General features: G+C 57.0%; 21 protein-coding genes, 1 tRNA gene and 2 pseudogenes. 16 read left to right on the forward strand and 8 right to left on the reverse strand.

The genetic code is table 11. From position 1 onward, the window contains the following. Positions 1 to 40 precede the first annotated feature (40 nt). Positions 41 to 715 (forward strand): GntR family transcriptional regulator, encoded by a 675-nt coding sequence (locus BZ163_RS31035; RefSeq protein WP_256579174.1) that lies wholly within the window; start codon positions 41 to 43, stop codon positions 713 to 715. A 73-nt stretch (positions 716 to 788) separates the two neighbouring features. Here the strand turns inward: BZ163_RS31035 and BZ163_RS31040 are convergent, their stop codons facing one another. From BZ163_RS31040 to BZ163_RS31050, 3 genes and pseudogenes are all read right to left on the reverse strand, one after another. Next, the gene (locus BZ163_RS31040; protein ID WP_128874117.1) at positions 789 to 1,805 is read right to left on the reverse strand and encodes a zinc-binding dehydrogenase; all 1,017 of its coding nucleotides are present in this window, start codon (positions 1,803 to 1,805) and stop codon (positions 789 to 791) included. Positions 1,806 to 2,008: 203 nt separating this feature from the next. Beyond that, on the reverse strand, positions 2,009 to 2,971 hold the full coding sequence (locus tag BZ163_RS31045; RefSeq protein WP_128874118.1) for an ornithine cyclodeaminase family protein: 963 nt from the start codon (positions 2,969 to 2,971) through the stop codon (positions 2,009 to 2,011). Positions 2,972 to 3,057: 86 nt separating this feature from the next. After that, positions 3,058 to 3,303: pseudogene (locus tag BZ163_RS31050) on the reverse strand (4-oxalocrotonate tautomerase family protein); the annotation flags it as partial. 462 nt (positions 3,304 to 3,765) lie between these two features. On the opposite strand from BZ163_RS31050, the gene BZ163_RS31055 reads away from it, so the two are divergent. Together BZ163_RS31055 and BZ163_RS31060 are read left to right on the forward strand one after the other, a co-directional pair. Then, positions 3,766 to 4,431: a GntR family transcriptional regulator gene (locus tag BZ163_RS31055; protein WP_128874120.1), complete on the forward strand. Its 666-nt coding sequence runs from the start codon at positions 3,766 to 3,768 to the stop codon at positions 4,429 to 4,431. Positions 4,432 to 4,539: 108 nt separating this feature from the next. Next, a complete protein-coding gene (locus BZ163_RS31060; RefSeq protein ID WP_256579175.1) occupies positions 4,540 to 5,475 on the forward strand; it encodes an FAD-binding oxidoreductase in 936 nt (311 codons plus the stop codon). 20 nt (positions 5,476 to 5,495) lie between these two features. Here BZ163_RS31060 and BZ163_RS31065 read toward each other — a convergent pair whose 3' ends face one another. From BZ163_RS31065 to BZ163_RS31075, 3 genes are read right to left on the reverse strand one after another with little or no spacing between them, the layout of a single operon-like run. Beyond that, complete coding sequence (locus BZ163_RS31065) at positions 5,496 to 5,936, reverse strand: GNAT family N-acetyltransferase (protein ID WP_128874121.1); 441 nt, start codon at positions 5,934 to 5,936, stop codon at positions 5,496 to 5,498. Positions 5,937 to 5,989: 53 nt separating this feature from the next. Next, positions 5,990 to 7,030 (reverse strand): Ldh family oxidoreductase, encoded by a 1,041-nt coding sequence (locus BZ163_RS31070; RefSeq protein WP_128874122.1) that lies wholly within the window; start codon positions 7,028 to 7,030, stop codon positions 5,990 to 5,992. A 4-nt stretch (positions 7,031 to 7,034) separates the two neighbouring features. Next, positions 7,035 to 9,269 carry a N,N-dimethylformamidase beta subunit family domain-containing protein gene (locus BZ163_RS31075; protein ID WP_218190536.1) on the reverse strand — a complete coding sequence of 745 codons (2,235 nt, stop codon included), beginning with the start codon at positions 9,267 to 9,269 and terminating at the stop codon, positions 7,035 to 7,037. A 240-nt stretch (positions 9,270 to 9,509) separates the two neighbouring features. Between BZ163_RS31075 and lhpH the strand changes: the two genes are divergently transcribed. The 6 genes and pseudogenes from lhpH to BZ163_RS31105 all read left to right on the forward strand — a co-directional run. Beyond that, the gene (gene lhpH / locus BZ163_RS31080; RefSeq protein WP_128874123.1) at positions 9,510 to 10,517 is read left to right on the forward strand and encodes a trans-3-hydroxy-L-proline dehydratase; all 1,008 of its coding nucleotides are present in this window, start codon (positions 9,510 to 9,512) and stop codon (positions 10,515 to 10,517) included. A 124-nt stretch (positions 10,518 to 10,641) separates the two neighbouring features. After that, complete coding sequence (locus BZ163_RS31085; RefSeq protein ID WP_128874124.1) at positions 10,642 to 11,463, forward strand: transporter substrate-binding domain-containing protein; 822 nt, start codon at positions 10,642 to 10,644, stop codon at positions 11,461 to 11,463. A 56-nt stretch (positions 11,464 to 11,519) separates the two neighbouring features. Continuing rightward, the gene (locus BZ163_RS31090) at positions 11,520 to 12,182 is read left to right on the forward strand and encodes an amino acid ABC transporter permease (protein ID WP_047601920.1); all 663 of its coding nucleotides are present in this window, start codon (positions 11,520 to 11,522) and stop codon (positions 12,180 to 12,182) included. Between the two features lie 10 nt (positions 12,183 to 12,192). Further along, on the forward strand, positions 12,193 to 12,846 hold the full coding sequence (locus tag BZ163_RS31095; protein WP_047601918.1) for an amino acid ABC transporter permease: 654 nt from the start codon (positions 12,193 to 12,195) through the stop codon (positions 12,844 to 12,846). Further along, entirely contained in the window at positions 12,843 to 13,565 is a 723-nt protein-coding gene (locus BZ163_RS31100; RefSeq protein ID WP_128874125.1) for an amino acid ABC transporter ATP-binding protein, read from the forward strand. The genes BZ163_RS31095 and BZ163_RS31100 overlap by 4 nt, the downstream gene beginning before the upstream one ends. 212 nt (positions 13,566 to 13,777) lie before the next feature. After that, positions 13,778 to 14,638 (forward strand): annotated as a pseudogene (locus BZ163_RS31105) (trifunctional transcriptional regulator/proline dehydrogenase/L-glutamate gamma-semialdehyde dehydrogenase); the annotation flags it as partial. Between the two features lie 250 nt (positions 14,639 to 14,888). Here BZ163_RS31105 and BZ163_RS31115 read toward each other — a convergent pair. Beyond that, positions 14,889 to 15,041, reverse strand: coding sequence for a hypothetical protein (locus BZ163_RS31115; protein ID WP_256579186.1), 153 nt, complete (start codon positions 15,039 to 15,041; stop codon positions 14,889 to 14,891). A 108-nt stretch (positions 15,042 to 15,149) separates the two neighbouring features. On the opposite strand from BZ163_RS31115, the gene BZ163_RS31120 reads away from it, so the two are divergent. Further along, the gene (locus BZ163_RS31120) at positions 15,150 to 15,455 is read left to right on the forward strand and encodes a hypothetical protein (RefSeq protein ID WP_128874126.1); all 306 of its coding nucleotides are present in this window, start codon (positions 15,150 to 15,152) and stop codon (positions 15,453 to 15,455) included. A 660-nt stretch (positions 15,456 to 16,115) separates the two neighbouring features. After that, positions 16,116 to 16,190: transfer RNA gene (locus BZ163_RS31130), tRNA-Gln, on the forward strand. A 110-nt stretch (positions 16,191 to 16,300) separates the two neighbouring features. Here BZ163_RS31130 and BZ163_RS31135 read toward each other — a convergent pair. After that, a complete protein-coding gene (locus BZ163_RS31135; protein WP_128874127.1) occupies positions 16,301 to 16,660 on the reverse strand; it encodes a DUF6124 family protein in 360 nt (119 codons plus the stop codon). Positions 16,661 to 17,146: 486 nt separating this feature from the next. Here BZ163_RS31135 and BZ163_RS31140 point away from each other — a divergent pair, with 486 nt between their 5' ends. The 5 genes from BZ163_RS31140 to BZ163_RS31165 all read left to right on the forward strand — a co-directional run bounded on the left by BZ163_RS31140 (position 17,147) and on the right by BZ163_RS31165 (position 24,821). Further along, positions 17,147 to 17,836 (forward strand): SGNH/GDSL hydrolase family protein, encoded by a 690-nt coding sequence (locus BZ163_RS31140; protein ID WP_128874128.1) that lies wholly within the window; start codon positions 17,147 to 17,149, stop codon positions 17,834 to 17,836. 302 nt (positions 17,837 to 18,138) lie between these two features. Then, the gene (locus BZ163_RS31150; RefSeq protein ID WP_128874130.1) at positions 18,139 to 20,352 is read left to right on the forward strand and encodes a bifunctional diguanylate cyclase/phosphodiesterase; all 2,214 of its coding nucleotides are present in this window, start codon (positions 18,139 to 18,141) and stop codon (positions 20,350 to 20,352) included. Positions 20,353 to 20,515: 163 nt separating this feature from the next. Next, positions 20,516 to 23,515, forward strand: coding sequence for a molybdopterin cofactor-binding domain-containing protein (locus BZ163_RS31155; protein ID WP_128874131.1), 3,000 nt, complete (start codon positions 20,516 to 20,518; stop codon positions 23,513 to 23,515). Continuing rightward, positions 23,512 to 24,318 carry a xanthine dehydrogenase family protein subunit M gene (locus BZ163_RS31160; RefSeq protein ID WP_010799162.1) on the forward strand — a complete coding sequence of 269 codons (807 nt, stop codon included), beginning with the start codon at positions 23,512 to 23,514 and terminating at the stop codon, positions 24,316 to 24,318. The genes BZ163_RS31155 and BZ163_RS31160 overlap by 4 nt, the downstream gene beginning before the upstream one ends. Before the next feature lie 2 nt (positions 24,319 to 24,320). Further along, positions 24,321 to 24,821, forward strand: a complete 501-nt coding sequence (locus BZ163_RS31165) for a (2Fe-2S)-binding protein (RefSeq protein WP_008060977.1) — start codon at positions 24,321 to 24,323, stop codon at positions 24,819 to 24,821.

Here is a 24,821-nt window from a genome sequence, read left to right on the forward strand (position 1 = left end):
ACGCACAGTAATCGACCCTGGAGATCGAGTAACAGTGACCGTGCATAAGCCCATTGATAAAGGCAACTTGAGCGAACGGGTGTATTCCATCATCCGCACCGCGTTGATGGACGGGCAATACCAACCCGGAGACCGGTTGCGCATCAGCACACTGGCCGAAGAGTTCGGTGTTTCGATCACCCCCGTGCGGGAAGCTATTTTCCGTCTGGTCAGCGACCATGCGCTAGACATGAAAGCCGCGACCTCGATTTATGTGCCGGAGCTGACGGTCAGCCAGTTGCGTGAAATCCAGCTGATCCGCCATTTGCTGGAAGGCGAGGCGGCGGGTGTAGCGGCCCAGCGGATCACCCGACCTGAACTGGAGAAACTCGAAGCCATTCAGGATGCGTTCCAGAAAGCGGTAACGGTCGATTACAAACAAGCAGCGTTGCTCAACCGGGAGTTTCACTTCGGGTTGATCTCTGCGGCACGCATGCCTGTGGTGTCGAAAACACTCGAAAATATGTGGGTTATCATGGGGCCGCTGCTGAGCCGGTTTCACGCCGAGGTCCCCAAGCGGGAGCTGGCCAGTGCCAAACACAAGCATTTCGAAGTACTGGAAGGTTTGCGCACCCGGGATTCGACCAAGGCCAAAGACGCGATGCAAGCGGACATCGCTTGGGGTGAGCTGATGATCGATTGGTTGGAGAAAAAGGAAAATCTCGCGGAGGTTTAACCAGAGCGCCTCCGTTCGGTCATGCTGATCTGTCGCCCGAGTGCTCCCTAAAAGAGCCTCGGGCGATTTCTTTTTACGGCTGTCCGGAAGGCGTGACGCCTGACTCGTTCAACAGGGCAATCCATTTTCCACCTTCGCCACCTTGCTTGAGAGCCAGCAGGGCTTCAGGAAGGTTACGAAAATCAAAGATCCGACGTTCAGGTAGTGTCAGGCGACCGCCCAGCATGCTTTCGAGAAGGTGTTCGCCAGCGTCTCGAAGCCGTTGTCGATCGCCCGGGCTTGCGTAGGAATGGAAGCTGTTGAGCGCAACCTCATGCAAGGAAATCGCGGTGCTGAAGGCCGGCAGCGGTGCAGTTTCCTGCCGATCCTGAATGCACACCAGATGACCGTTATAACCCAGCAGAGGTGCCAGCGCCGCTGCATGCGCGCCACTGACAGTATCGAAAACAACCTTGAGGCGACGCTCACCCAGGCTAGCTTGAAGGTTTTGCTGCCAGTTGCGGTCCTGGTAGTCGAATACGCCAACGGCACCCAGCGCTTTCAAGTTCGCATGATGCTTTGTGCCCGCCGTGGCCCACACTCGGCAACCGCGTTGCACTGCCAGTTGTACCAATAGCAGGCCCACCGCGCCACCTGCACCGACTACCAACATGTCACTCGGCCCGCTAACCGGAACTTTGTCCAATGCTTGCCAGGCTGTCAGGCCAGGGCAGGGGAATGACGCGGCGATGGCGTCATCTAGCGCGGCCGGCACCGTCATTACGGTCGCCCAATCGAGCAAACAGAACTCGGCAAAACTGCCATCGCGCTCCAGTGACTGGTGATACGCCACGCGAGTCCCCGGTTTGATTGGCACTCCGGCACCGCAGGCAACCACTACGCCCATGCCATCCACGCCCGGCACGTGGCCGGTGTTCCAGGCAGGGTGACCCCATTCGATGATTTTCCAGTCCACCGGGTTGAGCGCCAGCGCTCGGTTGGCAATCAGAACCTCACCTGGGCCAGGTTGCACAAGGGGTTTGCGGATCGGTTGTAATCCGTCGATACCTCGACCAGCGGTCCAGGACCAGGCGGCGAAATCAGTTTGCATCGGGAGTCCTCATGAATGGCCGGATTGAAACTATTTCAATCCGGCAACAGGCTTCGAGTGGCACGACTTACGCTCGTAAGTATCCCCTCAGCCATCCATGGGGAGAACGTTGATCTAAACAAAGGTGTTGTGAACATGAATCATCAATTGATTCGACGTACTTCCAGGTACCACAGATTATTCATGCTTGACCGCGTCATGGGTCAGTTGGCAGTCGTACTCCGCTGGTAAGCCAAGATCGCCGCCGCGAGATCCTCTACTGACGCGCCAACCGACTTGAACATCGTCATGGCCTGGGCGGGCTCCTTGAGGGCGGAGCGGCCGGCATGTTTTTCAGCGCACAGTTCGCTGAACTCGGCGATGACATCGGCTTCGGTGATGACGCCGCTGCGAATTGGCTGGATCAGGTCACCGGTCTCTGCGAGAGCGCCTTCGCGTGTGTCCACGAATATGCTGCAGCGTGCCGCGACATCGTCGTCGACTTCACGCATGGTCGGAGTGAAGCTGCCGACCAGATCCAGATGCACTCCCGGCTGCAACCACTGGCCCTTGATCACCGGTTCGGTGGCCAACGTCGCGCAGCTAATGATGTCGGCGACCGCGGCGGCAGTGGGCAGTTCTTGGAGTGTCACCGCCTGCGCCTGGAGTCCCTGGTCGCGGAGGTCGCTGGCGAATGCTCTTGCTGGTTCGATATTGAGGTCATAAACCAGCACCTCTTCCAGATCGCGAACCGAGCGGTGAGCACTGACCAGATAACGTCCCATGCGGCCAGCCCCAACCATTAGCAAGCGTTTCGAGTTGGCACGCGACAGATAACGTGACGCCAGGGCAGACGCTGCGGCAGTGCGACGGGCCGTCAGTTCGTTACCGTCAAACTGACCCAGGGGTACACCGGTTTTTGCGCAGCTCAGGAGATAGTGACTGCTGAGGCCTGGCTGACCTTTGGCATTGTTGCCGGGGAACACGGTGACTTGTTTGACCCCCAGGTATTCACCTTCGATCCAGGCCGGCATCAGCAGCAGCATGGCGGCGGGGTCGCCTGGTACTTCAATTTTGTGATGATGACGCACAGGCGAGTGCACGGTGCGGGTGAAAATCTCGGACAACGCGTCCATCAATGCGTCCCAAGGCAGTGCGTTGGCCAGTTGCTGGGCATTCAAATACATGAGAGACACTCGACATTGTAGAAGGGAAAATGCAGCGCTTGCGGGATCTGTTTTCAGCAATCAAAGCTGCCATTTGATGATTGATTTCATCGTTGCGGCGGCGGGCAAACCGTCGCTAAAGCACTAAGCGGCTCACCGGCGATCACCCAGTCAGAAGTCGCCACATCCGTGAAGACAATGGTCACGTCCTTGGGCGCAGAGCCAAGGATTCTGGCGAAGGCCGCAGTAATTTCGCGCGCCAGTTGGTGCTTTTTCTCGTCCTGCCGCCCGGCGAGCATTTCAATCTTTACTATTGGCATTCCAGGGTTCTCCTGAGTGTTCGAACCGCGAGGTTCAAAGGCGCGGTTTGCGTTAAACCCGTATCAAAGAATCAGCATGTGTTCATTGGCGCTGGGGACCCACGCCAAGTCGTGGGTGACGGATCTGGTGTCATCACGCCTGGCGGTTTTCTGTACGTGTTGCTGATGCACGCCGACTCCGTTAATGCCTCTGTATCTCTGCAATTTATCGTCAGCGGTTTTTTTCTGGCTTTGCATGCAGAGCTTCTCTTTTTGTTTTTTGTATGGGGGTGTAGCCCAGGTTATGCAGCGCGATGCATGGCAGCGGGTAAGTCAAAGCGTTCATTGAATATCGTATACGTAAATGATAATGTCAACCGTGTTTTAGGAGCTGATCAGCCATAGCCACCCTAAGCGAGGTGGCGTCAGCTGACAGATCGGCCAATGGTAAGCTGTGATCTGATATAGAATACGTTATTTGATCGTGTCCTTCCGATTGCGTACGTGGAGTCCAAATTGCCCCTAAATCCTGTAGATCTGCCATCACTTGGTTTCGCGCCAACGGCGTCCGACATCATCGCCAACCATATTCGCGAGGCAATTATCAGCGGTGATTTTGACGAAGGCGAACCGATTCGCCAGGATGACGTCGCCAAGCTTTTCGATGTCAGTAAGATTCCGGTGCGGGAGGCACTTAAACGGCTCGAAGCTGAGGGTTTGGTCGAGTTTCAACGCAACCGGGGGGCTGTCGTCAAAAGTATTTCAGAGCCGGAAATCGCGCAGATTTTCGAAGTCCGAGCGATGCTGGAGTCGAGCGCGCTGAAGCTGTCCGTGCCGCTGATGACCGAAGCGACCTTCAAGAGAGCCGAAAAGTATTGCGATGAATTCGCGCAAGAGACGAACGTTGCGCGCTGGGCTGAACTCAATTGGCAGTTTCATTCCTGCCTCTATGAAGATGCCAACCGACCGTTCCTGATGGGCCTCATTCGCTCGGTCAATGACCGAATCGAGCGGTACCTGCGGATTCAGCTGACGCTTTCCGGTGGCACCGGGGTGGATGATCGTGAGCATCGGCAAATTCTCGCGGCGTGCCGCAACGGCGATGCCGATAAAGCCGCCGAGTTGCTGTATCAGCACATTACCAAAGCCTGCGAGTCGTTGCTGACCAGCATCCGTAAGTAAGTCCAGCCGTTAAATGACGGACATCGCCGTGGCCCTGGCTACGGCGAATTTGCATTGCTCGGTTCATGAGGTTTCTCTCGTGCGCCCGGCAGGCGAAAACGGAGGAGATTGCCCGGGATATCGCTAGCCTTACTCATCATGTCCACGCTGATTATGCGCTGCTGCTGCAGGGCTGTACCGAGCAGGCACTGCTGCGCGAAAAACCGGTCATCAAGTTTGTGCGAGTCCGCCGCAGGCATCGATCAGGAACGTCCCCATTTGGCGTTTCGCACGGCCCTGGGCTTCAAGGCAGAAGTACTCGATGCCGCCGCGATAGCCGATCTTGAACCGGCGTTAGCCGGTACATTCAGTCATGGCTTGCTGTTCCCCGACTGGTGCTCGGTCAGCGACACCGAAGGTTTCATTGCAGCGCTGACACAAAGCTTTATCGATCAGGGCGGCGTTCGGGTACGCGGTCAGGTCAAACGACTGGATGAGGTGGTCGATCATGCCAGTGGCGTCACGCTCAACAACGGTGTGCGCTACGCAGCGGATCATGTGGTGATTGCGGCAGGTCTCGGTTCGCGAGCGTTTTTTCATCAACTTGGCGTAAAGATTCCACTGGCTGGGATCGCCGGGTATCAAGTGCTTTTGCCGACACCGGAGGTGACAATACACCACTCCGTAACATTGCCTGATGGTGGGTTCTGCTTAAGCCCGATGACCCGCGGCCTGCAAATCGGTGGCACCATGGAGTTTGCCCGGCCCAATGCCGAGCCGAACTTCAAGCGCGCCGACATCATTCTTGAGAAAGCGCGAAAGATCCTTCCCCGACTGCAAATGGCCAACGTCGAATACGGTGTTGGCTACCGCCCATATCTGCCCGACACCAAGCCGGTGATCGATCGCAGTAACCGGTTATCGAATGTGTTCTTGGCGTTTGTTCATGGACAGCTCGGCCTGACATTGGGCGCCACGACCGGACGACTCATCGCACAGATGGTCGCCGGTCGCACGCCTGCGCAGAACCTGGAGCCCTTCAGAGCCACTCGTTTTTTCCCGTGACGGTAGGCGGCCGACGTGGGTTATACCTCTGCCTTGCGCATGAAGTTCAGGCCGGCCGCTGCGGTGGCAAAGCCCCATTTCTCATAGAACGGGACCATGTCATCCAGGCAGTAGAGTTCGCGATGTTTGATATCGACCAGCGCGGGGTCGTTCAGCACTGTGTTCATCAATACGCCGCCCAGGCCCGTCCCGCGCCACGTCTCCTTCACGATGATGTCGAAGATCATCGCTTTATAGACACCGTCGGTCATCGCCCGGGCGAACGCGACGAGTTCGTCGTGGTGCGGGTCGATGAAAGCGAAGAGGGGGCCACCGGATTGCAGCATCTTTTCCACGTCTGCTTTGTTGCGCCCCTTGGTCCACCATTCGGTTTGAAAAAGCGCGATCAGTTGATCGATGTGGGAAGGGGTCAACGATCGATGGAATTGCAGCTTTTCGGTGTCGCGCGATAGGTCGTTCATGTCTGTTCCAGAGCAGTGCTTGTGAGGTGGATCGAAGGTGTCTGTGGTGAGAATCACGGTGCGAGCGTGGGGCTGCGCGTGGCCAGGTGACGCAAGTTCGCCAAGGCCTCATGTTCAAGCGGGATGCCGAGGGTTTGCGCGGCTTTTCGGTTCTTGTAGCGACGTTCACCCGGCAAACGCTCCTGTCCGGCGTCGATCAGTTGCTTGCAGAGCATTGCCGCACGCTGACTGAAGCAGGTTGAGCTACCGCGATCCGGATCGATAATGATCAACAGCTGCCCGGCCTTGGGCGTCTGCGCGCCAACGCAATGACCGAAATCGTTCTCGAACGACAATTGCCCTCCGGTCAATGCGCCGGCCAACAATTCGACCATGAGTGCAATCGAGGAGCCCTTGTATCCGCCGAATGTGTTCAGCGCGCCGCCGTCCAGCACTGCATGCGGGTCGGTGGTGGCTGCACCTGAGCTGTCGACCCCGGCGTCGGGAGGAAGTGGCCGGTTGACTAACGCATGAAGCCGGACTTCACCGTTGGCCATGACGCTGGTTGCCTGATCCACCACAATCGGATCGCCCTCGGCTATCGGCATCGCAAAGGCAATAGGATTGGTGCCGAAAACCGCAGTGTGTCCGCCGTGCGGGACGACATTGGCCAGGCCGTTGACGAAGCTGATCGCGACCAGTCCTCTGCGAGCAAACGGTTCAACGTCCGGCCAGAGTGCGCTGAAGTGATGGGAGTTGCGGATGGCAACGACGACCACCCCGGTGCGCTCGATTGCTTCATCAATGGCACCCGCGGCTGCGGCCAGGGCTGGCTGGGCGAACCCGTTCCGGGCATCGATGCGGATGAATGAGGGGCTAACAGCCTCCACCCCGGGTTCGGCTTGCCCATCCACCCAGCCGGTCTTCAGCGAGGCGACATAACCGGGCATGCGGAATATGCCGTGACTGAGGGCGCCATCTCGCTCACAGCCTGCACAATTGGTGGACAGAATGTCAGCGACGAGCGCAGACGTTCCATTGCTTATGAAGACATCCTTCAGCAGCGCTGTCAGTTCGTCGAAGTCCTTGCGCACCAAGCGTTGTTGGTCCGTCATAGCGTCATTCACCTTTTGAAGGGAGGTTGGAGCGGAACGGGCATTGCGGCGGCTCATCAGTAATGTGTGAGTCTGCAAGGAATTTGCGCAGACAGTTTTCCAGCAGGCGCGATACGTTGTTGTCGTAGTGGTTGTGCGACAGGCTCCCACAAAACGTAATGGAGCCGACCGAGAACAAACCGCCGCCGTTTTCGTCGATGCCGTAGACGATGTTGGAACGGATTCCGCCGTAAGGTCGCGGGCCTCCGTCAAAGACGCCTGGAAGCAGCAGCTCTTCAAAGGTGGTTTCAAAGGTCGGGCCATGACCTTCGGAGGCGGCTATCACTGTCACGAAGTCCGGGGTTCCCAGGTCCGAACAGACCTGGTCGATCTCGAAGCCGGCAGCGCCGCCTCCCGAAAGGCCGAAGTCGCCGATTTTTTGACCGGGGGGGATACCCTCGAACAGAAAGGCCAATTCACTGCGAAACGATTCGGGGGTGCGAACGTAATACGTTCCCTCGAAGGCGCCTTCAGCGGTAAAACCCACGCCGGAAACTTGTTGTGGTGCAATGCCGTTGCGGCGCCACAAGCCTCCGTACTCGCCATCGAGCTGGTGGTAATACTCGCCAGGCTGGCTGGCCCAGACTCGCATGCCGCCTTCCGCCCGACGCACCTCGATCATGTGCGGGTGGCTTGGGTCTCGACCGATTTTCCAATAGAAACCGTTGCCGCCGAGGTACATCAATTTTCCGCCGCCTTCTCGATAGGCTATCAGCGCTTCAAGTGTGCGGCGTGTGTGATATTCAGGCTGGGTGCCGGTCAACACGACATCGTAGTGCGCCAGGGTATCGACGCCTTCACGATCCAGATCTTCATCTGTGATGACATCGAACTCGAAGCCCTTGGCTTTCAACCAGTCCGTCAGGTGGGAGTCTGATGCGAAGCCGCGCATACCCGAGCCATTCTCATCGGGGTAGACCAGATAGCCCGGGCGCATAGTCATGATCGGCCGCAGTCGGGACGAAAGGGTTATCCCTGAACCATCCGGGTGGCGGTTGTAGTTTGAGTACCCAAAGGCTCCAACGGTATCCGGATTATAGGGATAGGCGTTCCATTCCCTGACCCGGTTTTGTAGCGCGCCTGCGAATGTTCCGCGTGCATGGTTCGCGTAGGCCATGTAGGTGAATGTGGGCGCCAGAAAAAGGATTTTGCGGCGGGGTGAATCTGCGCCAGGCAGAACGTAGAAGGGGATAGTGTCGTTGCCTGATGGGTTGTCGACGATCAGGCCGTAGACCCCGGACGGCACTCCTGCGGGCACTCGAATCGCCAGAGTCGTGCTCCATTGGCAGTCACTCAGGTCATCGGCGTGGAAGGCGATGGCTGCGTATTCGTCAGGTGCAGTTTTCCAGTCCATGTTTCGGCCGGTCCATCCCGAAGACCGCACGCCGCGCATCGGCATGTTGACCAAGGTGAGATGGCGCGAGGGATCAATGTCATCGACGACCGTTTGCTTCTGCACGTCCTTTGCGAAGGACCAGCGTGCGAGGACTTCAGTATCAGTCGTCGCGGCTAACGGAGAGCTGCACAGGCAGGGCGCTTCTATGGAACCGTTAAAGCAATCGACGGGATGGCCGCTCCAGCTTGCGGCGAGACACAGGTGATCGGTGTTCTTGAGAGTGGTTTGAAGCCCCTCCATCAGCACACTGGATTCGACCGTTTTTTTTCGAGTGTTCAGAAGTGTCGAACGGATAGTGACCTTTTGTAAGCCGAAGCAGATTTCCAGCTTGCTCCATCGGTTGATTTCCAGATGAAGGTCTACCTCCTGGCGGGTGGGCATCCCAAGCCTTTTTAAAAGCAGTGTCCCGTTGTTCAGCGCTAATACGACGCCCGTCGATCCAGTCTCATCCTGCAGCGAAAAAATCACTTGGTCGGTGATGCTCAGCAGTGTGGGTTTGATGAGCAGCGACAGCATCAGGTTTCGTGTGTCAGGGAGAGTGGGTACGGGGCCGATTGCACATGATCCGAGGCAGGTCTGTTGTTCGGTCGCCCGATAGCTTTGGTTCAGGCCGAAATCTACTTCTGTGCTTTTGAGTCCTGGGCCAAGTGGATTGGGGTCGCAGCAGTCCAGTCTGACGACTCTGGCGTTGATATCCCGATTATCGGTCGAGGAAATTTTGAAATCGAGTCGTTCCCCGGACCGTGCGCTCAGGGGGGTGACGTAGCCAATCACTGCCGGGAAATCGATTTGTGAATGAGTCATGACTCGCTACCTGATGTTTTTTAAAATATCGTATACAGTATCTTCAATGTCAATAATATCGTTCCGCTGTGTATCGGCTTTTTCCTTCCTGGACTTTCCGGTATTTCCTGTCCTGGTTTTTCCGGCGCCGAAAGGCCTTTTTGACGGTTGACGTTAAACGTTTATCGTATACCATAGCCTAAAAGACGACCTGTCCAAGTCATTGTCAGCTTTCCCAACCCTGAGAGATGGAGAATAAGAATGCAGTACGAACGTTCATTTGCCACGATTGAGCTGCATACGAGCGGGGAAACATTCCGGCTCGTCACACAGGGACTTCCCAAAGTGCCTGGCGCGACCATTGTCGAGCGCAGCGCCTGGCTGCAAAGCAACGCCGACCATTACCGGCGAGCCTTGATGCTCGAGCCTCGTGGCCACAAGGATCTGTATGGTGGGTTTTTAACCGAGCCCGTGAGTGAAGACGCCGATTTCGGCATTATTTTCCTCAACAACATGGGCTACAGCCCTCATTGCGGTCACGGTGTCATTGCGCTGGCAACTGCGGCTGTGGAATTGGGCTGGATCGAACGTAAATCCCCTGAGACCCGAGTCGGTATCGATGCTCCCTGCGGCTTCATCGAGGCGTTTGTCGAGTGGGATGGCACGCGGACAGGGGCCGTTCGTTTTGTAAACGTGGCGTCATTCATCTTCGAGCGGGACGTGACGGTAACCACGCCGACATTCGGCAAGGTGACCGGTGATATCGCCTACGGTGGCGCAACCTACTTCTACGTTGATGGCCGGCCACACAACATTGCCATTCGCGAGAAAGAGCTGTCGACGATCACCCAGTTCGGCTATGAAATCAAAGCGGCCATTAATGCCCGGGGACCCTTCATCCATCCTGAAATCCCTGAATTCAATGACGTGTACGGCGTCATGGTATTTGGCGATCCGCGTCACGAGGGTTCGACCCAGGCCAATTGCTGCGTGTATGCGGATCGGGCAATTGACCGGTCGCCGACGGGGTCGGGCACCGCGGGCCGTGTTGCGCAACTTTATTTGCGCGGCGAGTTGTCGGCATCCGATGCATTGATCAACGAGTCCATCATCGGGACCGTGTTCAAAGGTCGCGTGCTCAGCGAAACCAAGGTCGGCTCTTTGGACGCGGTCATACCTGAAGTGAGCGGTAAAGCTCATATCTGCGGCTTCGCCAACTGGGTCATCGATGAAACGGACCCTCTTACCTACGGTTTCCTGGTCCAGTGACACCAACAATAAAGATCTAAGAGCTGTAATTTTACTGCCCCGATAATACGTATACGATATCCAAGATGCGCTAGAATTTGCGTATCTTGTTTCTGAGTTCAATCAACAAACGAGGGGAACAAAAATGCGCATTAACCAACTCTTCCTGGTCGCAGCCCTTGCTTCCTTGGGTGCCACCGCCGTTCATGCAGACCAGTTGGACGACATCATTTCGTCGGGCAAGCTGCGCTGTGCGGTGGAGCTCGACTTCCCGCCCAATGGCGCCCGGGACAAGGACAACAAGCCGATTGGCTTCGACGTCGACTACTGCAACGATCTGGCAGCCGCCCTTGGTGTAAAAGCCGAAATCGTAGACACCCCGGACCCGGACCGAATCCCAGCGGTGTTGTCGGGACGAGCCGATGTTGGTATCGCTGTGGCCTCCGACACCTTGGAGCGTGCAAGGACGATCGGATTCTCAATTCCCTACTTCGTCTTCAAGACCATCATTCTCGCTCGCGAAGACTCAGGCATTAAAAGCGCCGCCGACATCAAGGGACATACGGTGGGAGGTCCGGCAGGGGCCTACGAGACGGCCGCTCTGAAAGAGACGGTGCAGAAAATCAATGACCCGGCAACCAAGCTTCTGACCTATCAGTCCCAGTCAGACAGTTTTCTGGCGCTCAGCCAGAAGAAGATTGATGCGACGTACACCACCGCGACGATCGCTACCCACGTGATCAGCTCGGGGAAATACCCGGGCCTGAAGATCGTCGGTGATGCGCCAGTCGACCCCGATTACTGCGCGTTCCTCGTGCAACGCCAGGAGCAGGGGCTGCTTAACTACGTGAATCTTTTCCTTAACCGCCAAGTGCGCTCTGGCCGTTATGCCGAGCTGTATGCCAAGTGGGTAGGAACAGAGGGCGGGCCAGCTCCGGATCTGACCATTCCAGGTACTTATCGTTAAGGAAACGGAGCACTCGTTCCGGAAAACAAAAACCTTTCGCGTAAAAAGGTAATCGTATGTCTTATACCTTCCAGTGGCGCCCAGTTCTGGAATCGCTTCCGGATATGTTATCGGGGGCAGTTGTCACTCTGGAGATTGCCACGCTTGCGATGGCAATTGGTACGGTGTTGGCAGTGCTTCTGGCGCTTGCAAAACGATCGGGTAACAAAACCCTTTCAGGTCTGGCCAGTGTGTGGATTGAAACGGCGCGCAACACCCCGGCACTGTTTCAGATTTACATGGTGTATTTCGGGCTGGGCTCCATTGGAATGGGTATCGACTCGTACTATGCACTCTTGCTCGGTATTACGTTCAACAACGCAGGCTATCTGGCAGAAACGTTCCGGGGCGGATTTTCCGCCGTCCCGGAAACGCAAGTCCGCGCTGCTCGTTCGTTGGGTATGGGGGCGGCTCAGACGTTATGGCACATCGTACTTCCGCAGATGTTGCGGGCGGTGTTCCATGCCATGACTAACCAGATGGTCTGGTCAATCCTGATGACTTCTCTCGGTACTATTGTTGGTCTGACGAGCGACCTGACGGGCGTTACTCAACAACTTAATGTCATGACTTATCGGACATTTGAGTTCTTCTTCGCCGCTGCTTGCCTGTACTACCTGATATCGAAAATATTCACGATTTGTGCGCGGCTATTAGCTTGGCGCCTGTTTCGTTATTGAGAGGTGCGCCATGTTTTTTGAAGGGACACTCGCGTGGAGCGACATCCTGTTTTTATTGAAGGGTGCTGTTGTCACAATCGCTATTACTTTGGCTGCCGTCGGTATAGGCACCTTGTTCGGCACGTTGTTCGGTCTGATAAGGGCCGGCGCAGCGTGGTGGATCAGTTCTCCCGTCGGCTGGATTCTGGATATCTTCCGTTCGGTGCCACTGTTGATTCAATTGGTGATATTCAATTCGTTCAACAGCATGTTTCGCCTGAACTGGCCAACTTATGTTGTCGCGTGCATTTGTCTTGGGGTTTATGCCGCCGCATTGTGCACCGAAATCGTCAGGAGCGGGGTGGCGGCAGTACCTATGACGACCCGACGCGCCGCGCGATCACTGGGTTTGACGTGGAGTCAGGAAGTGGTCTCGATCACGTTGCCGATTGCCACCAGGATCGTGTTTCCGAGCTGGATCGGTTTGGCCCTTGGCATCATGAAAGATACTTCGCTGGTGATGTGGATTGGCATTATCGAACTGTTGCGCAGCTCGCAGATTGTGACAACCCGACTTCAGGAACCGCTGCTCATTTTAGCAATTACAGGCGTGATCTATTTCTTAATGAGCTTCCCCATTGCGAGACTCGGCGCTCGTCTTGAGAAAAGGTGGCAAATACAATGATTAAAATTGAAGGCGTACATAAACACTTTGGTCCCTTGCATGTTCTTAAAGGTGTCAGCCTGAGTGTGAACAAGGGCGAAGTGTTATCAATGATCGGTGGTTCGGGTTCCGGCAAGTCGACCATGCTGATGTGTATCAATGGCCTGGAAGATATCCAGCAAGGTCGTATCAGTGTCGATGGAATTCACGTCCATTCGAAAAAGACCGATCTCAATAAACTTCGGCAAAAGATCGGAATTGTATTTCAGCAATGGAATGCTTTTCCTCATATGACAGTGCTCGAAAACGTGATGCTCGCCCCGCGAAAAGTCCTGGGTAAGTCGAAGCAGGAAGCCGAGGCGATCGCTGTCGAAAAGCTCAGGCATGTGGGCCTGGGTGAAAAGCTGACGACGTTTCCAACGCGTCTGTCAGGTGGACAGCAGCAGCGGATGGCGATTGCGCGCGCGCTTGCGATGTCGCCGGACTACATGCTGTTCGATGAGGTGACGTCCGCGCTCGATCCGCAACTTGTCGGTGAGGTATTGGATACATTGCGCATGCTATCTCATGAAGGGATGACCATGATCGTGGTCACCCATGAAATGCGATTCGCCCGCGAGGTGTCGGATCGTGTTGCGTTCTTCCATAAAGGGCAGATCCACGAGTTAGGGACTCCCGAGCAGATCTTCGACCGTCCGGAAAAGGCTGAAACAGCAGACTTTTTACGCTCGGTGCTCTGAAGCTCACGCTCTTGCAATGAGAGCGGCGAATACCGCGGTTATCGGCTGATGCTGTAACCGCGGTTGTGACGCGCATAGCGCCATTTCACCTGGTGGCAACCATTGCCTTTTAGCACGCTGAAGTTGCCATGAAGGGAGCTTTTGCGCGTCTTCAATTCGGTCCATGACTGCTCCAATTTCCTTTTAACGGTTTCCTTGGCTGGGCTTTTACAATGGCGACTACCCTCGGTGTGAAACTCGACGACCTGACCCGTGAACGTCTCAAATCTGCCGCCGCATCGATTGATCGAACCCCGCATTGGTTGATCAAGCAGGCACTCTTCAATTGTTTGGAGAAGCTTGAAGGCGGAGCCACGCTGGATGAGCTGGTCGGCACTAACCTCGGCGATCCGGAAGAGCAGGGCGAGCTGTTGGTGGAGTCGGCTTGTCAGCCTTTTCTGGATCTGGCGGAAAACATCCATCCGCAGTCGGTGCTCAGAGCGGCGATCACTTCAGCCTATCGGCGGCCGGAAGAAGAGATGGTGCCGATGCTGGTGGAACAGGCACGATTACCTGAAGAGATAGCTTCATCGACGATTAAACTAGCCTCCGGCATCGCCGAGAAGTTGCGCAATCAGAAAAACGCCAGCGGTAGAGCGGGACTTGTTCAAGGCTTGCTTCAGGAGTTCTCGCTTTCATCGCAGGAAGGCGTCGCCCTGATGTGCCTTGCCGAAGCGCTTCTGCGTATTCCAGATAAGGGCACGCGAGATGCGTTGATCCGCGACAAAGTCAGCAATGGCAACTGGCAGACGCATATTGGTAAAAGCGGCTCATTGTTCGTAAACGCGGCGACATGGGGACTATTGTTGACTGGGAAACTGGTTTCCACCCACAGCGAAACCGGCATGACTTCAACGCTCACACGCATTATCAGCAAAGGCGGAGAACCGCTGATTCGCAAAGGCGTGGACATGGCGATGCGGGTCATGGGCGAGCAGTTTGTCACTGGCGAAACCATCGCCCAAGCGCTGGCCAATGCGACCCGATTCGAGTCCAAAGGCTTTCGCTATTCTTACGACATGCTGGGCGAATCTGGTTAAAGAAGTAATCCTGTTGTTACAGTATTTGATCCCGGGATTTATCACCGCGTGGATCTTCTACTCCCTAACGGCCTTTCGGAGGCCGGACACGTTCGGCCAAATTGTCCAAGCTCTGATCTTCACATTTGTCATTCACAGTGCAGTGGTTCTAATTAAGACAGGCCTGTTTTGGTTTGGAGAAAGTGGTGGGCAGTTGGAGACTGGGGTTTAAAAGCCGAGGCTTTCCGGTCGTTCATTGGTTCGCTCACGCTGGGTCTTTCGGCTCCTGCATCAGCACGCCAGCGGCGCCTCCGAACGACTCGACGTAGCAGATATGCGGCGGGAAGTGTTGCAGCACCCAGGGTGCGAGCCGGAACTTGGCACCCTGATAGCGGATGACCGGTGCGGTGATGGTCATAAGTGATTTCCGGTCAGGGGCCGCCCTCCGCGACCAGTGGTGGCAATTTGATGTGAGTTGGGGTATTACGGATAACCGGCATGGGGCAGGGCAGAAATGGAAGCAGATATGAAAGTCGATTTAAAAATTCCAGGGGTGTGGACTCCTGAAGTGGCTGCAAAGCTGATTGGTTCAGTAGAGGACTCGACAAATACCCAGCTGCGTGTAACTGCCGATGGCGTAGTGTTCATATCAACAACTGACTATGGAAATCTAAACGTTGATGGATTGCTATTCAGGCTGGAAACGTGGATTTCTGGCAACGATTACGTGGGTCAGAAAGCTGCGAAGGATCAGAGGTGGGTAAACAGGATCCATAAGGTTGTCGCAGACAATTGGCCAAAACCCTATTCCAGTTTCATTGATCTGTTTTGATCGTTTCCCTCTAATCCTGAAGCACAATCCGCATAGCCTCTCGATTTCGAAAATGCTCCATTTTCCGCGACACGTTTTCGGTCATCTCGTATTCGTGTCGCGGCGCAGGCAGAAAGCAACGGCAGGCCCAATTCCATGTAGATGGTGAATCATTAGCGTGATGGCCTCGCCCTGTTCCTAGATGCCGCGCCACTTGAGAAAGGTGACGGATTTATTTTTGCTGCTTTCCTTTCGAAAATTACTGCTGAAAATAAATTCGTCCTCTTTTCCACTTTTCCATGCGTCCCCTTTTCCATGCTTGTCCCAGCGTTGCGTAAGACTTTCCGCGAACCGATCAGCGAAAATGACTATCTCGATTTTCCATCCGCAACCTGATGGTTGACATGCCGGGGCCGGAACTATCACCGGCAACCTTCGTAGTACTGCTGAAAAACTCAAAAGCCCCAGAGAGGATAGGATCTAACCTGGAACAACAGTAAGTGACTGTTTTAAGGCATTTTTTTTGTTTTTGGTCTTCCCACGCGAAGCGAAAGTTGATAAATTTCCGTGCCTCTTGCAGAGGCCCTTACAGGGCTTATAGCGTAAGGACGCAGCAACTCGATGTTGCTCGCAAGCTGCAACATCAGGAAGAGAGTGCTGGGCACTCGTCGCAACAGATACAGGGGCGTCGCCAAGCGGTAAGGCAGCAGGTTTTGATCCTGCCATGCGTTGGTTCGAATCCAGCCGCCCCTGCCATTTTCCTTATACTCATTCGGGTATAACTCAGCCGGCATGCTCGAAAGCATGCCGCCATGCCGCCATACCGTCTACTGTTGCCTTGATCAGTTCGATAGGGGTGAGCGCTCCTACTTGAGCGGCTCGATCTGATCCAGCACCCGGTTCGCCGTAATTTCCGCCAGCATGATGCTATTGGAAATGCCCAACAAGGCGTGACGCGACCCACCGTCCAGATGATCCACCAGGTGATGAACCATCACATCGACCGAGGCCAGCGTTTCGACCAGATAAACCACGAGGGTTTCGGTCGTAGCCTCTGGGTCTACGGTAAACAGGGTGCTGGGTGTACGCGGCGTGGCTTTGATGTCGGCAACTGAGGGGATGGGAAAGTCGAAGGACTGTTCGGCGGTCTCGTTGAGTTTGTTTAGATCAGATTCATACGTGGAGATTGGATCGGTTTCTGGCGGGTTTGGAGAGGGCTTCTTCATGTTCTGAGTTTTCCTGATGGTTGCCAATCCTCCTGCTGCTAAACGAGGAGGGTGGCAGCTGCACGCAGGTTAGCAGACCGGGAAACTCAGAAATCCGGCGCGCCCGAGGGCGCCCTACGTACAGCCACCATCAAGTACAGGCCATTAAATACCTGCATGACAGATGCACGCACATCCGAGTTATCGCGGGCTGCTAAACCCGATCACTGATGAGCAGTGACGGGAATCAAGTTACCGAGCGGCTCCGGGGCGCACAAGCCGGCGGATTCTGGCGTACCTGTAGGCAACGACGCAAGGTCTTGTAGCTTTCAGGAAGTCAGCAGTAGGACGCTTAAACACGCGCCTTGCGCGGGTGTTTAATTTGCCAGAGTACACGACAACTATCCTGACATCTGGGGGGGAACCAATGCCCCCCGCCTGAATCAGTTGGACGCCTCAAGCTCACAGGTTCATCCTTCCCACCTGTGAAAAGATCGGGACAGTTGAATGAATTATTTGTGGGCCAAGGCTCTGTTTGCCGGAATGTTACTGTCGTTAAGCGCGGCCAGCTTTGCTGGTCAGGAAAGCGCTCTCTATTCAAACCTGGATGCAGGCAAGGCGCAGACCGTCGTCGCTTATGGTACGAGCTTGACGGCCTTTGGCGCCTGGGTGCAGCAGCTTGGGGATGATTTGAATCAGCGTTACCCTGGACGTGCCACGGTTATAAACAGTGGCAAGGGTTCGATGTGGTCGGGATGGGGTGTTGAAAATCTCGACAGTCGAGTTATTTCCAAAAGCCCGGATACGGTGTTTATCGAATTCGCGGTCAACGACGCTTTCCTTCCCAACAACACCACTGTCGAACAAGCACGGAAGAACCTTGAGCTAATGATTGACCGGATCAAGGCTGCCAAGTCATCGACGGAGATCATTTTAACGGTGACGAATCCAGTGATTGGACCCTCAGCAGTGCAGAGACCGCAGTTAAGGGGTTACTTCCAGATGTACCGGGATGTCGCAACAGCCAGGGGACTTCGCCTGATCGACAATTATCCAAGGTGGGAGGCGGTCTTGAAATCAAATCCTGACCTGTTTAAGCAGTATGTACCAGATGGATTGCACCCAAATGCCGATGGATATCGCGCAGTGGTGACCCCGTCATTGATTGAAAATTTGAGTGGCACCTCGCCAGATTGACCTGAACATAGGGTTGTCGAAGTGGCGCAAGTCGGTACACAGGATGCCGGGGCCGACCTGCCAATCGTATTTGAGGCCCGGAAAGTTCTGTTGGTAGAAGTCAGACTGACCCCACTCAAGGGCAGAAAACCCAACCGAACGGCCCAATCTGATACGGTTTTTTATCCTGTATCTGAGCCTTCTTGTGCCCAGGTCGGTGCTTTATAAAGTGCGCGACCGGAGTACGAGCGGACTGTGCCCGGCCGCCCACTTTTCCAGACTCTTTGTAGATCGGATGGTCTCGGCAGTCCTCAGGAACCACCATGAATACCCGCTGCACGAGTTTTCACAGCGAGGCTCTCCCCGAGTCGCAGCGTGACATTCTCGGCATGATCGCGACCAATCATCGATTGGACGACATTCTTGCCGCCATCTGTTTGATGCTCGACGCACAGGATCCTGACACGCTGTGTTCGATACTGCTCACCGATGCGCAGGGCAAGCACCTGCTCAACGGTGCGGCACCTGGTCTACCGCCTGAATACAGCCAGGCGATTCATGGCATGGCCATTGGTCCACAGGAAGGAACCTGCGGCACCGCAGCGTTCCGGCGCGAGCTGGTGGTCACCGAAGACATCGCCCGGGATCCGAGCTGGGAGCGTTTTCGGAGTCTGGCACTGGGGCACAATCTGCGCTCCTGCTGGTCGGTGCCTTTATTTTCGCATCAGGGCTGCGTGTTAGGGACGTTTGCGCTGTACCAGAACCGCGCCCATGCGCCGGACGAGGCGCAGATTCAACGGCTGACCTGCGCGGCGCAGCTGGCGGCCATTGCGATCCGCCATGAGCGTGACGGCCAACGTCTGGAGGCGAGCGAACAACGTTTTCGTTCATTGTTCACCTACAACCCCAACCCGGTGTTCGCCCTCGATCTGGCCGGCAACATCCAGAGTGTGAATCCAGCGGGCTTGAAGCTGAAACCGCACACTGCAATCGATTTCATCGGTCATCACTTTTCCCATCTGGTGTTTGAAGAAGACCTGGAACGGGTCAGTCAGCATTTTTCCGCAGCCCGCGCCGGAGCGCCTCAACGCTTCGAGGCACGGGTTCTCGACGAGAGTGGCAAGCTGTTGACCATGGACATCTCTAACCTGCCGATCATGGTCAACGGAGAGATCGTCGGGGTGTTTGGCATTGCCCGGGACATCAGCGAGCAGAAGCATTACGAGCGCCAATTGAGCTTCAATGCCAGCCATGACCGGCTGACCGGTTTGCTCAACCGTGTTTCGCTTGAAGACCGGCTCATTCTGGACTGTCACATCAGTCGTCGGCGTAAGCGTCGTCTGGCGGTGATGTGCATTGATCTGGATGGATTCAAATCCATCAACGATTCGATCGGGCACTACTTTGGCGATCAGGTGCTGATTGAGGTGGCGCAGCGTATGACCCGGCAGGTTCGTCCTGGTGACACCATCGTGCGCATGGGCGGTGACGAGTTTATCGTGCTGCTGCCGGACCTGCTGCATGATGAGGACGTGGTACCGGTGGCCGAGCGATTGATGGCCAGCATTGCCAGACCCTACTGCATCCAGGGCATTGACCTGCACGTGAGTGCAAGTGTCGGCATCACCCTGAGCGATGGTCACATCGAGCAGCCGATGCAACTGATCCAGCAGGCTGACATGGCCATGTACAAAGCCAAGCAGCAAGGCCGCAACAACTTTCAGTGGTACACCAGCGATCTTAATCAGCGCGTTTGCGAGCACGCGAGCCTGCGCAATGACCTGCAGAAGGCTATCGAAACCCAGTCGTTCAAGCTGCATTATCAACCGCAGATAGAAGCGCGCTCGGGTCGGGTGGTCGGGGTCGAAGCGTTGTTGCGCTGGGAGCATCCGGAAAAAGGATTTATCTCACCCGCGGTGTTTGTACCGGTGGCAGAGGACAGTGGTCAGATCATCCCGCTGAGCCTTTGGGTACTCGATACGGCCTGCGCGCAGCTGCGCCAGCTAGGCGAGCAGGGCATCACGGGCATTTCGATGGCGGTGAATATTTCGCCGATGCATTTCCAGCGTGGCCAGTTCGTCCAATGTGTCCAAGCCGCCCTGGAGAAACATGGTCTGCGTGGTGAGCAGTTGGAGCTGGAGATCACCGAGTCGCTTCTGTTGCATAACGCTGAACAGGCGATCGACACGTTGCATCGGCTCAAGGCGTTGGGGGTGCGCATTGCGCTCGATGATTTCGGCACCGGTTTTTCCAGCCTCAGCTACCTCAAGCGGTTGCCCATCGACAAGATCAAGATCGACCGCTCGTTCATCCAGGAAATCGCCACCGACCATCATGATGCAGCGATCACCCAAGGCATTATTTCCATGGCCCATCACCTCAGCCTGACGGTGGTCGCCGAAGGCGTGGAAACGGCGTCTCAGGTGGATTTCCTGAGGGGCAGTCGCTGCGATGTTTTTCAGGGGTATTACTTTGCCAAACCGATGCCCTCTGCGGAAATCGAAGCGTTCCTGAGCCAGCCCGCGTCCCGTCCCTGACCGGCCATTCTGTCCGGTCCCAGTGCTGAAAATCAGACGCCAAGGCAAATTTTCAGACCCCAGCGCAGAACTCCCTTCCCCCAGGCAAGGCGCTTCCTGCGCCTTTCTCACACACTCGGCTCTAACGCTATCGCGCTGCAAAACAACAAGAGCCGCGAAAAAAATGACCAGTTTCCAACCTGCTACCGAAAGCCAGACCGGCCACATCGGCGCCCGTCAGGCCCGTGTCGAGGACGCCGCCTTGTTGCGCGGCCTCGGCTGCTATGCCGATGACGCTGCGATCCCTCCGGGTACGCTACATGCGGCGATCATCCGTTCCCCCCACGCTCATGCGCGGATCACCTCGGTGGACTTTGCCAAAGCGCTGCTGATGAAAGGCGTGCACGGCGTGCTGGTCGGCGAAGACGTCAAACGCTGGGCGCTGCCGTTTCCGGTGGGTGTGCGCCAGCCGATGGAGCACTGGTGCGTCGCCGTCGACAAGGTGCGCTACGTCGGAGAACCGGTAGCCGTAGTGATCGCTGAAAGCCGCTACCTGGCCGAAGACGCCATCGAAGGCGTGCGCGTTGAATACGAGCCGCTGCCCCCGATCATCGATCCCGAACTGGCCACCGCCGAACAGGCGCCGATCCTGCACGAAGCCGTTGGCAGCAACGTGGTCAACGAACGGCGCTTTCGTTATGGCGAGCCGGAGCAGGCCTTCGAGCAGGCGCCGCACAAAGTCTCGCTCAAAGTGAAGTTTCCGCGCAGTTCCTGCACACCCATTGAATGCTATGTGGTGCTGGCTCAGTACGAGCGCGCCACCGGCATTTATGACGTGCTGGCCAATTTCCAGGGCCCCTATGCGTTGCACACGGTCATGGCCCGTGCCCTGAACGTACCCGGCAACCGCTTGCGTTTGCGCACACCGAAAGATTCCGGCGGCAGCTTTGGCATCAAGCAAGGGGTGTTCCCTTACGTGGTGATGATGGGGCTGGCGTCACGCAAGGTCGGCGCACCGGTGAAGTGGGTCGAGGACCGTCTGGAACATCTTCAGGGGGCTTCTTCGGCGACCAATCGGGTGACCGAAATTGAAGCGGCGGTCGAAGCGGATGGCCGCATCACCGCGTTGCGTTATGACCAGATCGACGATTGTGGTGCCTACCTGAGAGCGCCAGAACCTGCGACTTTCTACCGCATGCACGGCAACCTGACGGGTGCCTACGCGATCCGCCATTTGCAAGTGCGCAACCGGGTGGTGCTGACCAACAAAACCCCGTCCGGCCTGAACCGTGGTTTCGGTGGCCCGCAGGTGTATTTCGCCCTGGAGCGACTGCTGCAGCACATCGCCGTGCAGTTGAAGCTTGATCCGTTGGACGTGATCCGCCGCAACCTGGTGCCGGCCGATGCCTTCCCTTATCGCGCGGCCGCCGGTGCGTTGCTCGATTCCGGCAATTACCAGGCAGGCATTGCCTTGGCGGCGGCTGACGGCGGACTCGACGAGTTGCTCAAACGTCGTGATCAGGCGCGTGCCGAAGGCCGGATCTATGGCATCGGTTATGCCGCCGTCATCGAGCCTTCGATTTCCAACATGGGCTACATCACCACCGCGATGACACCCGAAGAGCGGCGCAAGGCCGGTCCGAAAAACGGCGCGGTCGCCACCGCAACCATCAACGTCGGCCCGTTGGGGGACGTCAGTGTGCACGTGTCCTCGGCACCGCAAGGGCAGGGCCATCAAACCACCGTCGCGCAGGTCGTCGCCGAAGTGCTTGGGGTTGCGCTGGAATCCATCGTGGTCAACGTCGAGCTGGATACCCAGAAGGACGCCTGGTCGATTGCCTCGGGCAACTATTCCAGCCGCTTCGCTGGCGCTGTGGCTGGTGCCGTCTACAAGGCGGCGCTGAAGATCCGCGATCGCCTCGCCGTGATTGCCGCCGAGCAATTGCAGGCCAGTCCCGAAGATATTCGTTTCGCGGGCGGCAAGATTTTTGTGGTCAATGGCGGGGCGGTGGCGCCATTCCATCGGATTGCCGGTGCGACCCACTGGTCGCCGGGCCTGCTGCCGGAAGGTGAAAGCGGCGGCCTGCGCGAAACCGCCTTCTGGAGCCCGCCGCAATTGGTGGCACCGGACGACCAGGATCAGGTCAATAGCTCGCTGTGCTACGGCTTTGTCTTCGACATCTGTGGTCTGGAAATCGACCGCATGACCGGCGAGATCCACATCGATCGCTACGTCACCTGCCATGACGCCGGCCGCCTGCTCAATCCGGCACTGGTCGATGGCCAGATTCGTGGTGGCTTCACCCAAGGCCTCGGCGCGGCGCTGATGGAAGAATTTGCCTATGGCGAAGACGGAAGCTTCCTCTCCGGGACCTTCGCCGATTATCTGGTGCCGACCGCACCGGAAGTGATCGAACCGGTGATCCTGCACATGGAAACACCATCGCCATTCACCCCACTGGGCGCCAAGGGTGTGGGCGAGGGCAACAATATGAGCACGCCGGTGTGCATCGCCAACGCGGTGGCCGACGCCCTCGCTCGCCCGGACATCCGTCTGCCGCTGACGCCATCGAAAGTACGCACGCTGATCGGGATCGACGAGCCGCCACGGCCCGCCGGTATGGAGCCCGATGAAAACCTGGACGCAGCAACTGCCGGTGGACCGGCACTGCGGGCCAACGACTCGGTGGTGATTCCTGCCCCGCCGCAACAGGTCTTCGACACCTTGCTCGACCCGCAGACGCTGGCGGCGATCATTCCCGGTTGCCACGACCTGGTGCTTGAAGGCGAAAACCGTTACCGCGCAGACGTCACCGTCGGCGTCGGCATGATCCGTGCGCGCTTCGAGGCCAAGGTTGCCCTGAGTGATCTGGACCCGCCGCATTCATTGCGTCTGTCCGGTTCCGGCAGCAGCTCGATGGGCTCGGCCCAGGGCCAGGCCAAGGTGCGTTTCGTCGAACTGGAAAATGGCCACACACGCCTGGAATACCAATACCAGGTGGCGGTCAGCGGCAAAGTCGCCGCGGTCGGCGGCCGTATGCTGCAAGGGGCCTCGAAAGTGATCATCGGACAAATCTTTACTCGCCTGTCGCAACGGGTCAGCGGCCAAGCCATCTCCACCGGCTGGTGGGCGCGACTGCGGGCCTCGCTTGGCGCGCTGTTTGGCAAGGGAGGTGCGCAATGAAACCGGCTGCTTTCGATTACGTTCGGGCTGACACCCGGCGTCAGGTGGTTGAGCTGCTCGCCGAGTACGGCCAGGAAGCTCGCATCATCGCCGGTGGCCAATCGCTGATGGCGGTGCTGAACATGCGCCTGGCTCAACCCAAGTTGCTGATCGATATCAATCATGTGGCCGAGCTGGCCTATATCGAGCTGCGCAAGGATTGCCTGGCGGTAGGTGCCGGGGTGCGACAGGCGCAGTTGCTGGCGCGTTCGACCCTGATGGACGAGGTGCCTTTATTGGCACTGGCGATGCCCTGGATCGGCCACTTCCAGACGCGTAATCGCGGCACGGTCTGCGGTTCGGTGGCTCACGCCGACCCCAGCGCCGAGTTGCCGCTGTGCCTGGTGACGCTGGGCGGCGAGATCGTTCTCGAGTCGAAAAAAGGCAAGCGCATCGTCAAGGCTGCCGACTTCTTCCAAGGCATTCTCACCACCGACAAGCGTGCGGATGAACTGGTCGTCGAGGTGCGTTTTCCACTCAAGCGCGAAGGCATCACCTATCGCTTCCGCGAAATCGCCATGCGCCACGGCGACTTTGCAATTGTCTCCCTGGCCGCAGCCATCGGCACGGACCAGGTCGAACTCGGCATCGGCGGGGTCGCCGACCGTCCGCAACGTCGCAGCCTGCCACGGGGTGCGGCGCTGCCTGACGCGCTCAATCAAACCGCCTGGTCGCTCGATGCACAAGACGACGTGCACGCCAGCGCCGCCTATCGCCGCCAACTGGTTCGCGAGCTGGGTCATCAGCTGATCGAAGGAGTCTGAACATGCGTGTAACTGCCGACCAAACCTTTCCGATTCGCCTGGAACTCAATGGCCGCTCCCGTGAAGCGCTCGCCGAACCGCGGACCCAACTCTGCGACTTCCTGCGCCACGACCTCGGTGCCACCGGTGTCCATGTCGGTTGCGAACACGGCGTCTGCGGCGCCTGCACGGTGCTGGTGGACGGGGTCGCCATGCGTTCCTGCCTGATGCTCGCGGTACAGGGGCACGAGCGGCGTATCGAGACCGTCGAGTCCCTGGCCGACGACGACACACTGAGCGACCTGCAACAAGCCTTTCGCCGTCATCACGCCTTGCAGTGCGGCTTTTGCACTGCGGGCATTCTCATGTCCTGCGTGGATTTCCTCGAACGGGTACCCAACCCGGACGAGACCCAGGTACGCGACATGCTTTCGGGGCATCTATGTCGCTGCACGGGCTACACCGGCATCGTCCAGGCCGTGCTCGAAGTCGCTGCCCAGCGCCAAACGAACAAAGGGGTATAA

This window comes from Pseudomonas sp. VI4.1 (assembly GCF_002029345.1).
Lineage (GTDB): Bacteria > Pseudomonadota > Gammaproteobacteria > Pseudomonadales > Pseudomonadaceae > Aquipseudomonas.

Coding starts and splice junctions, on each gene's coding strand:
- BZ163_RS31040 (WP_128874117.1), bottom strand. CDS start 1,805: ATGCAAACTGATTTCGCCGCCTGGTCCTGGACCGCTGGTCGAGGTATC.
- BZ163_RS31045 (WP_128874118.1), bottom strand. CDS start 2,971: ATGTATTTGAATGCCCAGCAACTGGCCAACGCACTGCCTTGGGACGCA.
- BZ163_RS31065 (WP_128874121.1), bottom strand. CDS start 5,936: ATGAACGACCTATCGCGCGACACCGAAAAGCTGCAATTCCATCGATCG.
- BZ163_RS31070 (WP_128874122.1), bottom strand. CDS start 7,030: ATGACGGACCAACAACGCTTGGTGCGCAAGGACTTCGACGAACTGACA.
- BZ163_RS31075 (WP_218190536.1), bottom strand. CDS start 9,269: ATGACTCATTCACAAATCGATTTCCCGGCAGTGATTGGCTACGTCACC.
- lhpH (WP_128874123.1), top strand. CDS start 9,510: ATGCAGTACGAACGTTCATTTGCCACGATTGAGCTGCATACGAGCGGG.
- BZ163_RS31085 (WP_128874124.1), top strand. CDS start 10,642: ATGCGCATTAACCAACTCTTCCTGGTCGCAGCCCTTGCTTCCTTGGGT.
- BZ163_RS31090 (WP_047601920.1), top strand. CDS start 11,520: ATGTCTTATACCTTCCAGTGGCGCCCAGTTCTGGAATCGCTTCCGGAT.
- BZ163_RS31095 (WP_047601918.1), top strand. CDS start 12,193: ATGTTTTTTGAAGGGACACTCGCGTGGAGCGACATCCTGTTTTTATTG.
- BZ163_RS31100 (WP_128874125.1), top strand. CDS start 12,843: ATGATTAAAATTGAAGGCGTACATAAACACTTTGGTCCCTTGCATGTT.
- BZ163_RS31115 (WP_256579186.1), bottom strand. CDS start 15,041: ATGACCATCACCGCACCGGTCATCCGCTATCAGGGTGCCAAGTTCCGG.
- BZ163_RS31120 (WP_128874126.1), top strand. CDS start 15,150: ATGAAAGTCGATTTAAAAATTCCAGGGGTGTGGACTCCTGAAGTGGCT.
- BZ163_RS31135 (WP_128874127.1), bottom strand. CDS start 16,660: ATGAAGAAGCCCTCTCCAAACCCGCCAGAAACCGATCCAATCTCCACG.
- BZ163_RS31140 (WP_128874128.1), top strand. CDS start 17,147: ATGAATTATTTGTGGGCCAAGGCTCTGTTTGCCGGAATGTTACTGTCG.
- BZ163_RS31150 (WP_128874130.1), top strand. CDS start 18,139: ATGAATACCCGCTGCACGAGTTTTCACAGCGAGGCTCTCCCCGAGTCG.
- BZ163_RS31155 (WP_128874131.1), top strand. CDS start 20,516: ATGACCAGTTTCCAACCTGCTACCGAAAGCCAGACCGGCCACATCGGC.
- BZ163_RS31160 (WP_010799162.1), top strand. CDS start 23,512: ATGAAACCGGCTGCTTTCGATTACGTTCGGGCTGACACCCGGCGTCAG.
- BZ163_RS31165 (WP_008060977.1), top strand. CDS start 24,321: ATGCGTGTAACTGCCGACCAAACCTTTCCGATTCGCCTGGAACTCAAT.